At 54.5% G+C, this 12271-nt stretch carries 11 protein-coding genes; 3 read left to right on the forward strand and 8 right to left on the reverse strand.

Going from position 1 to position 12271, the window contains the following annotated elements; translation table 11 throughout:
- Positions 1-55: 55 nt before the first annotated feature.
- The 4 genes from KHO30_RS05085 to KHO30_RS05100 form a co-directional block, all read right to left on the reverse strand.
- The gene (locus tag KHO30_RS05085) at positions 56-304 is read right to left on the reverse strand and encodes a hypothetical protein (RefSeq protein ID WP_211700228.1); all 249 of its coding nucleotides are present in this window, start codon (positions 302-304) and stop codon (positions 56-58) included.
- Between the two features lie 408 nt (positions 305-712).
- Positions 713-2017, reverse strand: coding sequence for an MFS transporter (locus KHO30_RS05090; protein WP_211700229.1), 1305 nt, complete (start codon positions 2015-2017; stop codon positions 713-715).
- An 84-nt stretch (positions 2018-2101) separates the two neighbouring features.
- Positions 2102-2971 (reverse strand): class II aldolase/adducin family protein, encoded by an 870-nt coding sequence (locus KHO30_RS05095; RefSeq protein ID WP_244863950.1) that lies wholly within the window; start codon positions 2969-2971, stop codon positions 2102-2104.
- 115 nt (positions 2972-3086) lie between these two features.
- The gene (locus tag KHO30_RS05100; RefSeq protein ID WP_211700230.1) at positions 3087-3995 is read right to left on the reverse strand and encodes a LysR family transcriptional regulator; all 909 of its coding nucleotides are present in this window, start codon (positions 3993-3995) and stop codon (positions 3087-3089) included.
- 421 nt (positions 3996-4416) lie between these two features.
- Between KHO30_RS05100 and KHO30_RS05105 the strand changes: the two genes are divergently transcribed.
- Entirely contained in the window at positions 4417-5370 is a 954-nt protein-coding gene (locus KHO30_RS05105; protein ID WP_211700231.1) for a carbon-nitrogen hydrolase family protein, read from the forward strand.
- A 250-nt stretch (positions 5371-5620) separates the two neighbouring features.
- Here KHO30_RS05105 and KHO30_RS05110 read toward each other — a convergent pair whose 3' ends face one another.
- Entirely contained in the window at positions 5621-6094 is a 474-nt protein-coding gene (locus KHO30_RS05110; RefSeq protein ID WP_211700232.1) for a hypothetical protein, read from the reverse strand.
- 530 nt (positions 6095-6624) lie between these two features.
- The gene (locus KHO30_RS05115; RefSeq protein WP_211700233.1) at positions 6625-7167 is read right to left on the reverse strand and encodes a hypothetical protein; all 543 of its coding nucleotides are present in this window, start codon (positions 7165-7167) and stop codon (positions 6625-6627) included.
- Between the two features lie 551 nt (positions 7168-7718).
- Here KHO30_RS05115 and KHO30_RS05120 point away from each other — a divergent pair.
- Positions 7719-8360, forward strand: coding sequence for a hypothetical protein (locus KHO30_RS05120; protein ID WP_211700234.1), 642 nt, complete (start codon positions 7719-7721; stop codon positions 8358-8360).
- Between the two features lie 483 nt (positions 8361-8843).
- The gene (locus KHO30_RS05125; protein ID WP_211700235.1) at positions 8844-9542 is read left to right on the forward strand and encodes an FRG domain-containing protein; all 699 of its coding nucleotides are present in this window, start codon (positions 8844-8846) and stop codon (positions 9540-9542) included.
- A 422-nt stretch (positions 9543-9964) separates the two neighbouring features.
- Here the strand turns inward: KHO30_RS05125 and KHO30_RS05130 are convergent, their stop codons facing one another.
- Positions 9965-10903: a retron St85 family RNA-directed DNA polymerase gene (locus KHO30_RS05130; protein ID WP_211700236.1), complete on the reverse strand. Its 939-nt coding sequence runs from the start codon at positions 10901-10903 to the stop codon at positions 9965-9967.
- Positions 10896-11816, reverse strand: a complete 921-nt coding sequence (locus KHO30_RS05135; protein ID WP_280531429.1) for a retron St85 family effector protein — start codon at positions 11814-11816, stop codon at positions 10896-10898. The genes KHO30_RS05130 and KHO30_RS05135 overlap by 8 nt, the downstream gene beginning before the upstream one ends.
- Positions 11817-12271: the final 455 nt, after the last annotated feature.

Raw genomic sequence — 12271 nt, forward strand, 5'->3', positions numbered from 1 at the left:
CATTAAATGTGCAGTCAATTTGTCCTTCGCCGCTTGTTCGCGCTTGTGATGCAGCTCAAGTGGCACGCTGAAGACCGGTCATGAAGGGGCGCGCGATCCGGGGCGGAAATACGCACCAGCAGCCGTCGTCGTGCCGAAAGAAAAAGATTGCGCGCGAGCCGCTCGGAGCTGATGCCTCGACGTGCACGTAGCGCCTCCTATCTTCGCGCATATGCCCAAACTGAATTACGCGAATTTGAGTAAGGGGGGCCGGCGCAAGCCACTTTTCCACCAGGTAATGCAAGGACTTCTCGGCGGTGTTCATGGTCATCTCCTTCGATCCCCCACCCTCAGCTGGCCAGAGACTCAAGTGCTGCGACCCGAGCATATGCGATGAGGATGATTACAGCGTAGACTCGGAGTACCCTTATTCTGTACAGCGAAGTTTGATGCACGCTGACGCTCAAATTACCTTGATGTTATGTTCGCTTCGGCTTCAGGACTGACAGGGTGCAGTTGAGCGTGCCGGTCATCGCGACGCTCGGCGCAGTCGCATTTCTTGGAGAGAGCGTGACCATCCGAATCGTGTTGGCCTCGGCAGCAGTCCTCGGAGGTATTGCCCTAGCTGTGGTGCGTCGGTGAACCCAGCACGACAGGCGGCCGTAAGAGGACAGTGGACGACGCGGATGTATCGAGGACTGACGATCGCGCTTACTGCCGCGGAATCTTATCCTTAACGGTTGACCACGCTCCTGGGCATCGTCAGCACAACGACCGCCGCCACGAGCAACGAGGCTGCCACGCAATATAGGCCTATGTCGGTGCTGTGCGTCATATCCTTGATCCAGCCAACCAGATAGGGACTAACAAAGCCCGCCAGGTTGCCGACCGAATTGATCAGTGCAATGCCTGCGGCCGCTGCCACGCCCCCCAGGAATGCGGGCGGGATCGACCAGAACTGGCACAGTGCGCCAAGAATGCCGATCGTCGCAAACGTGAGGGACACGACAGCCAACGCGACGTTGTGGGGCACCAGCGTGCTCGCCACCAGGCCGACCGCGCCGATCACCGCCGGCAACGCCACGTGCCAGCGCCGCTCCTTGCTGCGGTCCGAACTGCGTCCCAGCAGCACCATCGCGATGGCTGCGGCGCCGTAGGGGATCATCGTCAGCAGGCCGACATGGAATGCGTCGTTCACGCCCGAGGCCTTGATGAGGGTGGGAAGCCAGAAGCTGATGCCGTACAGGCCCATGATGATGCCGAAGTAGCAGAGGCATAGCACCCACACGCGCCTGTTGGTGAACGCGCCGCTTGCACTATGCACCTCGATGTGCCCTGACTCGTTCGCCAGCCCATTCTCGAGCAGCGACTTTTCTCCAGCGGTCAGCCACTTCGCCGCGCTGATTCTGTCGTCGAGGTAGAGCAGCACCGCAATGCCGCCGACGATGGAAGGCAACGCTTCGAGCAGGAACAGCCACCGCCAGCCCGCCATGCCGTGCACGCCGCTGAAGCTGTTCAGAATCCAGCCCGACAGCGGACCGCCAATGACGCCGGCGATCGGGATCCCGGTCATGAACATCGCGGTGATCTTGCCGCGGCGCGAGGACGGAAACCAGTAGGTCAAATAGAGGATGATGCCCGGAAAGAAACCGGCTTCCGCGACGCCGAGCAGGAAGCGCAGCACGTAGAAGGCGGTGGGCGTCTTCACGAAAATCATCGCACCGGAAAGCACGCCCCAACTGAGCATGATGCGGGCGATCCATTTCCGCGCGCCGAAACGATGCAGGGCGATGTTGCTCGGCACTTCAAAGATGAAATAGCCGATAAAGAAAATACCCGCGCCCAGGCCGTAGATGGTTTCGCTGAACTTGAGGTCGGTCAGCATCTGCAGCTTGGCAAAGCCTACGTTGACCCGGTCCAGGTAAGCGAAGACGTAGCAGAGAAAGAGGAAGGGAACCAGCCGCCATGTCACCTTGGCGTAAGTCCGGTCCTCGGCGTTGGCTGGCGTGACGACATCGCCGTAAGCGGATTTCAACATTGTTGTCTCCTTGAATCGCCGCCGGCGTGCTTGACTGTCGCGCCAGCGCGGCTTGTTGTGTATACGACGGCCTATGCTGGCCGTTCAGTCGAACATATCCGGGCTGGTCTGCACGAGCTGGTCATAGATGGGCTGGAAATGCAGCCAGCCGATGTATTCGCTGCCGACGTGTTCGCGGCTGTAGCGCGAGCTGTGCTCTGGCACCATGACGGGCTTGATGCCGGTCGCCTCGACCAGCAACTGCTGCTGGCAGCAGCGCTCCAGCGCGATGAACCAGAACGCGGCGGCTTCTATGCTGTGGCGGCTCACCGTCAGCAGGCCGTGATTCTGGTGGATTGCCGCCTTGACGTTTTTGAAGCAATCGGCAACCGAAAGCCCGGCCTCTTCCTCCACCGCGACTGCACCGGCCTCGTCCTTGATCACGATATGGTCTTCATAGAAAGCCGCGGCATCCTGGGTAATCGGGTCAAGCGGACGTCCGAGCGCCGCGAACGCGGTGCCGTAGACCGTGTGCGCATGGCACATCGCCACGATGTCGGGATTGGCTTCATGCACCGCGGCATGCAGCACGAAGCCGGCGCGGTTGAGCGCGTACTTGCCTTCGACGACTTTGCCGGTATGGTTGGCCAGGATGAGGTTGGAGAGCTTCACCTGGGAGAAATGCACGGCCATCGGATTGGTCCAGTACAGGTCCGGAAACTCGGGATCACGCACGGTGAGGTGGCCGGCGAAACCGTAATCGAGATTGTGCAGCGCAAAAGCGCGGCATGCGGCGACAAGACGTTCCTTGCGGTGCTGCCGCTCCTGTGCGAAGGACGAATAGTCGGGCAGCTCGGGGAACTTCAGCCCTGCCTGCTTCGGCCGGTAGATGGAATTGTTCGAAGGATGCGAAATCGTGCGGCGCAGTTCGGCCTGCTGCGCGCTGCTATCGATTTTTCCAGTGCCGGTGCTCATGGTGTCTCCTGTGTTAACGGTGATCGCATGCCGCTAACGATAAGGAAACACGCGTTGCCGATCTAGCCGCGCCGGACAATAGGATTTATTACGCCGAGATATAAATCCGCCGTGCCTAGGGCTTTTGCCAGGGCGGCTCGCGAAAGACTTCGACGAAGTAGTCGATGAAGGCGCGGATACGCGGCACCAGTTGGCGCTCGGGCAGATAGACGACATGGATCGCGGTGTCGTCCTTGGCCTGGTACTCCGAGAGGAGCGGCACCAGATCGCCTCTGCGAATCGCGGGCAAGGCAAGGTGAGCGGCGAGTCGCATGATGCCCACGCCGGCCACGCACAACTGGAACAGGGTCGTGCCGTCGGTGCTGCGAAAACTACCCTGCACCACGACGTGTTCGAGCTTGCCGTTGATCATGAACGGCCACTGATTCAGATGCTCGCGCGGCGACTCCCAGGTCAGGCAGGCGTGCCCGGACAGGCCGAGCGGCGTCACGGGTGTGCCGTGGGCAGCAAGATAGCCCGGAGAAGCGACGACGATTCTTTGCAGGTCGCAGAGCTTTCGACTGCGCAAAGAGGAATCCTGCAATCGGCCCATGCGGACTGCGACATCGAAGTTGTCCTCGATCAGATTGACGTTGGAATCTGACAGGGAAAAATGCACGCACAACTTCGGGTAGGACGACAGGAAACCGGGCAACGCGGGCACCAGTTGATCCATGCCAAACGCTTGGGGCACGCTGATGCGCAAGTTGCCGGTCGGCTCGCTGGAGCGCACCTGCGCTTCCGCTTCCTCCAGGCTATCGAGAATGTCGTTGCAGGACGAAAGAAAACGCTCGCCTTCATTGGTCAGCCGCTGCGTGCGCGTTGAACGATGTAGCAGTTGCACGCCGAGCCTGCGCTCGAGACTGTTGACGCTTTGGCTGACAAAGGGCTGGCTGACCCCCAAAAGATTCGCCGCCGCGGTGAAGCCGCCGGCCTCCACGACCGCCTTGAAGACGCGCATCTCGAGCAATCTTTCATCTTTCATCTTTCGAATCCGTGTCCAGTAATGGACTGCATAATCTACCGGGTTTGGCGACGATATGTTCGGCGCCCGCTTTCTACGGCTCCTTCAGTGAGCTTCTCCGAATGTCCCAACACTGCCGATAAACCGGCCACTCAACCTCCCGACTGCGAACTCCCGCTGGGGCCTGAACAACCAATCGTCGAACGTTTCGCTCTATCCCGACGAACAGGCAGCAAGCTTTACCTGATGGCGACCTATACTCGTAGTGGCCGCGATCCTCGGCGACCGTGTTCGCAATCAACGAATTTTCCAGCTCGAATTAGTTGCGATTGAGCTTGCGATGAGCGAGATCGGCTTGCAATCCACGGCCGTGGGCACACGTTATCTGCGAGCGAGCCTAAGCGTTTCGATTGCACGCCCTTACATCTAATGGAGCATTCTGATGCAACAGAGATTACGTGCTGCGGTTGTGCAATCGGGATCCGTCGTCTTCGATGCGGACAGAACCATCGATAAAGTCGCGACGTTCATCACCGACGCCGCGCGACAAGGCACTCAACTCATCGTATTTCCCGAAGCATTCGTCTCAGCCTATCCTAAGGGACTCGATTTCGGCTCGACAATTGGCGGGAGAACCGCTGCTGGGCGCGAAGACTATCGGCGTTACTACGACAGCGCGGTCGAGGTACCAGGTCCCGGCGCTCAGCGGTTGGGTGAGCTTGCCGCCGACCACAAACAATACGTTGTGATCGGCGTAATCGAACGGGACCATGGCACGTTGTATTGCACTGCGTTGTTTTTTGGTCCGGACGGTACGCTGCTCGGCAAACATCGCAAGCTGATGCCAACTGCCGGCGAGAGGCTGATCTGGGGCTATGGCGATGGGTCGACGCTCCCGGTTTTCGACACACCGTTCGGCAGGCTCGGCGCAGTCATCTGCTGGGAAAACTACATGCCATTAATGCGTATGGCGATGTACGCCAAAGGTGTTCAGATTTACTGTGCGCCCACCGCTGACAGTCGACCGACATGGGCTTCCTCCATGCAGCACATTGCCCTGGAGGGTCGCTGTTTTGTGTTGTCGGCCTGCCAGCACCTGCGCCGATCGGATTGTCCAACCGACTATGCCGCAATCCAGGGTAACGATCCGGCCACTGTGCTGATGAGCGGTGGAAGCTGCATCGTCGGCCCGCTTGGCCAGCTCATTGCCGGTCCCATCTTTGAGCAAGACGCATTGCTCGTGGCCGACCTGGACCTCAACGACCTTGCCCGGGCGAAATATGACTTTGACGTCGCGGGTCACTACTCGCGTCCGGATATCTTCCGTCTGCATGTCAACGAAGCGGCGATGCCTCCCGTCGTGTTCGAGAAAAACGGATTCGGCAGCGGCTCCTGAATGACGAGATATTCGTGCGCCATGCCGTAAGGGAAGGATTGACGGTTTCTTTCGGACGCTGTTCGTGCCAACGACGTCGTCGAGACGTGTTATCGATTGTCGGCGATCTGCGTACCGATGTCGAACGTCTGAACGTGTTTAGGTTTATACGACGCCTGCCCACATTTGCTTGTGGCGCTCGCACATGCTCGTGACGGAGGGCAGGCATCCTACAAATCTGAACGACTGAAGTCGCTCGCCTTCTTGATGGTTAGTGCTGCGTCGGAGCCGGCTGTTGGGAAGCGTCTGCTTCTTCGTCTGTCGCGGATTTGGCTGACGTTTGTTTGCTCGGGCTCGGCTTCGTGGCTGCTGGTGCTTCCTTCGTCACTATTTGTGATGCCTCTGCGAGAAGGCGCGCTGCGCGGCTCGCGGTGATGCGGCTTTGCGGGATGCCCTTCGCATCGAGCGCGATCACCTGATACAGCTCACGGTCACACTCGAGCTCTCGCTGATATTGCTCTGCTGTGTCGACAAGCAATTCAAGCATGGTCTGTTGACGTCGTCTTTCGTCGCTCGTGATGGCAGGATTCCTACACATTGAGGACGCAAGTGTGATCAGTGTGTTGAGTTGGCTCAATTGCCGGTTGCAGAGGGCGAAGGTGGAGAGCGCAAGCTTTTCGTACTGGAGCGCGTCGACAGGCGGGCGTGAAGCGGGTTGAGATTGTTTTGTAGGTTTGCTGCTCATGGTGCGACCTCCCTGGTACTTCCTGGATCGCCCGACACTCGCTTGCTTGGGGAAGTGGGTGAGCGGGCACGTAGAAGGGTTAGCAGACCGGCCTATACCATACCGGCGAGCCTTGCGGCTCCCCCACCACAGCCCGCCCATTGAAAACAACAGACGTGCAGAGATAGACGCACAACCCGCCTGAGCGGGTGTGCGGGTACAGAGGCAGGCTGCTAAACCTGGCCGCCGGGTGTTTCCCGATGGCTTGATGATTATAAATCAAGGCAACGGCGTAGCGTTCAACCAGGCAGGCTAAGTGTTTGCGTTTGGCTGATTGGACGAGGCATGGATTGACCGCCAGCGTTGACGTGGTGTCGGGCGCGGACAGAGCATCACTTCCCCGACTACCTGTCAGTTCTGGCTCAGGCTGATACAGGTCACCCACGTCCACCTTCGGGGGGGAAGGTTTCGTATTCACTCAAATCGCCTGTCATGTGCCCCCCCGACGGCAACTTCCGGGGCGGAGCACCGTCGAGTGCCTGCATTACCGTTCATCGCGAAACCCGCTCTTTTCGCCAGAGCCAGTTCGATAGCCGGATTACTTTTGCCACGACGTCCGGATCGCCAAGATCTGCAAGTAGCTCATCGTTCAACTCAATGTCACTCTGACCCGTCGCCCAGCCGACAGCAAGGTGCTCGATTGGAAGCAATGGTTTTATACTTTCTGCAATCGCGTCATCCCGTCCGCTGGCGAGTTTCAGCATGGGTACCAGAAGTACTCTGCGCTCACGGCAGGCAGCAAAAACAGTCCATGCATCGCCGGTGCGCAACTTTGCTTGGACGACCAGTCTGTATGTGCTCATTGAAATTACGCTTGTGACCCGCCCGGGTGCGCATTCCTCTAAATCCGCTTCGATGTCTTCCTGACTGGCCGGCTCCAGTACGAGCTCGTGGGTTAACCTGCCGGCGAGAATTAGGTCTAACGCCAACCAGACTGAAACGTCAATCTGATATTCATAACCCGCTAATGACAAACCTCCAGCTCCTCCGTCTTCATCTTGGTTAGCTTCGTCCCCTGCATCTCTGTCGTTCACGTCAGCAATCCCATCTTTTACACGAGAGAACTAATTTTAGCTGGACGCAACATATGAATTCAGATGTTTTCCGAAAAACTGCTTTTGATGACGACGCGTCGCGATTGCTCTACCTGCAATTGTGCTGTGAGTACTCTGAGGACAAGTAGTCGGCCGCCGACGCCTACTCGTTTTGAGTTCCCGGTTCGACGAGGTAACTGGCGAGGCCTGCAAATGGCTGTCTGTCAATTTTCACGGTTCTCTCTTCGACGCCGTTCGCTACACGGCGGACGGCCGCTTAATGCATGATGCCGCGCATTGGCTATAGCCTCTGGGAGAACGCTTACCATTGACGGGGCACGTGGCGAGATGGTTCATCGATTTGATGAACGAAAGCTATTATCCCAGGGGCCTGCCGCGGCTAAAAGCAAAGCGCGGCTGAATCAGGCGCGGAAGGTATTCAAAAAAACTAAAGTTTGACGAAAATCTGTCGATATGAAAAGTCACACTGTCACAGGTTCGTATGGCATTTCCTTGCCAGAAGACTGAGGACGTCACTAAATGGATGAAAGTTGAAGATAAGACGACATTTCACCGAATCGAGAATTGCGATAGCGATAAGTGTTACCTCTGCGGTGTTCGCAATCGCACAGTGGAAGGAAGCAAAAATTGCAAATAGCTTCAATGAGGAAAAGATCAGCGTCGTGATTCAACCAAACGACGATCCGGCAAACTCGATCGGCACGCCGACTTGCCCCGGGTACGGTGTCAACATCCCTCTAACGTGGCGAGTAAACATATTCAATAACTCCACGCAACCCGTCACGATCGAAAGTGTGACGTTTGCTGGATACTCAACTGGTGGTATGACAATGCTGCTGGATACAACTGGTGGGCGTGATACGACTGGCCGGTCGTTCCCGATAACTATTGCGGCGCGGGGGTTTGAAACACTGGTGGCCACCGTGCCGGTATTTGCGCCTCAAACGTACACGGCATGGTTTCAAGCTTCGGGCCTGTGCAACAACCACACGCTAGACGCAAAGAAACTTGCGTTACGTGCCGGCTTCACCGAGACGGGTGCGAGTAGCGGCCATCCTTCAAACGCAGGGATTGCTTTATCGTTGAAAACGGCTGACGGAAAAGTTGTACAGCGTCAGGCAAATTGGGCGTCCGGTATAAATAGTGTCGGCCCGGACATTAAGTTACCGTAGCGAACGAGTTTGAAAGCGATTGGTGCTGGCTAATCGCTGTCTAATTCAATTCGCATATTTCACGCTATTCCCGCCGATAGAGTATGCGCAGAATATATGATTGGATGGAAGGCGACGCGGCCACTTGTCCTGCCGCTTCGGGTGGCAAGTTCTCGGCCGTTACGGTCATTCGTTGCGGAAAACCCGGCGATGGCGATCAAGATCAGCTCTCAGATGGGTTTGACGTTAGACCGCATTCGGGCGACGGACGTGATCGTCGGCAATGGCCATGGGGGCGTCAAGCAGACACCTCACTTGGTCGTCCAAGATCATCTTGCCTTCACGTTGCGAGTTATTACTCGTCTTATAGGAAACCTGTCACGCTCTCCCTCCATGGAAAGGCGGAGCGATTCAATGACATCACGATCAACCCTAATGGGTGCGTTAGCGATCTAATCTGAGGTAGAGAAGTCTGTCTCGTCTTACGCATAAGGTAACTACTAAGTGAACGAATTATCTAGAACCGCCGATGGCGAAATAAGCTCTGTACAGGACCTCGTTAGCGTGGTGGACGAGTTTAATGGAAAAGGTCGGTTGTTTCGCGGCCAATCAAATTACGCTTATCAGTTAGTCACTTCATTGGGGCGCTTCAGGACACTGGCATCGGAGCGAAAGTTTGATCTCCTTCAAAAGGAGAAGGACGCACTACGTATTTTTGCCGCGGAACTTCCACAGTTCTACGATGGCCGAGCAGATCACGAAATCGAAAGGCTTGCGCTCGCGCAACACCATGGATTGCCCACGAGGCTGCTCGACTGGAGTCTATCGCCGTTGATCGCGCTCTTTTTTGCAGTACAAAAAAATGCCTGCCAGGACGCAGCACTTTTCGTCTTAGATACCGAACTCGCCCAACTGGATTGGGTCAACGACCCTGTGGAATTTAGTCCTGGTCGGGGGCGGGACTGCATCTATATGCCGTCGCATGTGACGCCGCGACTTAGAAGTCAGCAAGGCGTCTTCACTTTTCATCTGCGCCCCGATGAACCATTGGCGAGAGGCGTTCGAAAGCTGCGGATACGAAAGGAACACATCAATAGAATTAAGTTTCAGCTGTTTACCTTGGGTATCGGTATAAAGTCGATATACGGAGATCTCGATGGCATGTGTGCGGAGCTGAGATTTTCCCATTTTGCAGGTTTCTAGCGTAACGATACGGGCTTAGCAAGATTCTCTTTCCCGGATTCGCATGCCAATGAGCAGTGCACGGCAGGAAGTCGCAGATCCTGCAGCACCCGTTCGTTTCAATCGAGAGGGTGACAAGTCTTCTCCCATCTCTTTCTAAGTTTCCACGTTTCCAGAACCTCAGCAAGAACATCGGAGTGTCGGAAGCGTTTGTCAACCGTCGCCACGCGAAAGTCTGGTAACGAAATAGTTGAGGGTTTCTTGTGGTTTGTCCCCGGTCCTACGTCTCCGTTCCCAGCAGCCATAGGCTGAGTTCAGGGCGAGATGGTGTTCGCAGATAACAATCTAGGCCCGCATGGCTTCAATTTACTTGAATCGGAGACAGATCCGTCTCCTCCATTGATAGAAGCGGCCTTTCCCTAAACTCCTGCAAGAGCACGCAATTAGATAAGTTCTGCAATTACCGAGGTGTATTTTGCACATAACGTCGAGAAAAATGCCGGCGCCACATGTCTGACGTAATTGAGATGGCCCTTTAATTTTGACAAATCTTCAGGTCGCAAACTATTTTTCACTAGCAACGAAAGCATTAAGCGTATCTCATCTTTATACTCTCTTGTTACTGTGATGTGATTGTCACTGCAGATTCTCAATCCGGTCACGATTGCGCTGCCGCCGGAGCTACTTGAGAAATTAGTCTTATCTTCATTGATTGAAAGCGAAGGTGATGCCCATGATTTCACTAGAGAGCGAAGAATTTCGACGAATTTCGTGCAGCCCCCTTTTTTATCTGTTGAGAATACAATGTCATCGGCATACCTTGTAACTCTGGCACTCCCCAGATCCTCGCCATTTGCGGCGACGATGTTTTCCAGGCGAGCATCGAATTCAAACATTACGGCATTTGATATTACAGGTGACGATATATAACCTATTGGGAGTTTAAGGTTTGAATCAAAACAGATCCGTTGTATAAAATTTCCAATGTCGGAATACTCTTTAAAAAGGTACGCCAGCTCCGTTGATTTGCCCAGTGCAAAGGCGAAATCGGCATATCGAATCGAAGGGAAAAAATTTGAAAAATCGACTCGTACAAAAAATCGCGACTGAGCATGCACCTCGGCATTTGTCAGTATCGAGCGTCCGCGACGAAATGCCATAGCCGATTCGTGAATTTCCATCTTTTCAAAAAAACGCAGAACCAGCCAGCGTTGCAATATTTCCAATTCAGCTGATGGTCTAGAAATAACCCGAAATTTTCCTGGGGTAGATTTTTTGATTCTTAGAGTCTTAACCCTGCTCGGCCCTTGTCGAACTACGTCATTAACCCAACTTTCCTGCACGCAGCACTCGGCGGCCGCAAGAGTGACTATGCTAGGCATGAATAAGGCGTTCCCTGTTATATTTCAAATGAAATCGACGGAATGCAGGAATGAGATCCTTGCCAACGCCGTCGACATTGATAAATGTATCCGGCGTTACCGTGATATATGCATGTTCGCCACCGGCATTTATCGTCGCAATGAGTTCGGCAGCGTGGAGAATCGCCCTGAGCGATTTAATTTCGTCAAAGGATTTATCTCCAAACAAGCGCTTATATATTTCTATTGTTTCCGAGTGTGTGATCGGGCCACAAAGGTAGATTATGTCGTGCAAAAAGAAAAGTGACGCCTGACTTCCTATGCTGGGCAAACATGCGGCGACGTCAAGGGAGGCGCGCATGTGCCGATGGCCTAAATGCTTAAGAATTGGCGACAATGTCAGTCCAATTCCATCCCTGACATTAATTCCATTCGCTTGCATTGGATACCAAATAATGCGGTCCTCTGCAACATCTTCTTTGATTGCCTGAATCGGTCCGAGGTTGATAAATGACTGCTGTAATTTATAACTTTTATCATTAATAACTATCAATTTCGAGCGTAAACTTTCTGCTGCGAAAGCGCCCAACTCGCAAAATGAGCTATAACTTTCCAATATAATGAGAATCCAATCGGCAATGCGTGATATTTGATGTTCAATATCCAGAAGATTTTTGGTTTTGCCGTGCTTAACGAGTTCATCCATGACGCGTTCCGCGTATACGATTCGCGCGTGCGGAAGTGCATTTTCAATCGATTTTTTTAGATACCGTCTTCGTTCAGATGGAATCATTTCTGACCGATTAGCACCACAAAGAAAGATAAACGAAAGTTCTCTTTTAATAGAAAAACGGCCCGATTGAAGGGCCGTTGCGAAGCTTTGCAAAGTGACTCCCAGTCGTGGGCCGGGTAAGTCTAAGTATTTTTTTAACATGCCTACCTAATGCAACGAGGAATACGGAGACGGATTTTCGTCGACCGGCGAAAATACGTCTCCGTATTCCTCGTCGATGACTAAAAATCCAAGGCGGATAGTGACTCACTACCCGATTCGACTCGCGTCGAATAATGCTAGGCGAAGCTGATTCTATGTATTCCATGCCGTCTGTCAAGACTTATTTGATATGCAGATCAAGGTACACTTAGTTGACGCGGTGTCGCATATTTCCCATTTTCCAAAAGCGGTAGTGATGATCCGGTCATGTTCATACCTGGTGTATTGACTTTGGTCACGCGCCGCGCAACATGGCGGCGCCCTGCCCGCACGAGAGCCGAATTAAAAAGCTCGCCTGACGCGGCTTCGCGGTTCGCTCGATACACCGCGTTGCAGTGACTTCTCGCGCGATTCGCTCGCCTGCACCAAAGCTTCGAATTGATTTCATCACGTAC

Origin of the sequence: Paraburkholderia aspalathi (genome assembly GCF_905220735.1) — a bacterium.
In the GTDB taxonomy this organism is placed as follows: Bacteria; Pseudomonadota; Gammaproteobacteria; order Burkholderiales; family Burkholderiaceae; genus Paraburkholderia; species Paraburkholderia aspalathi.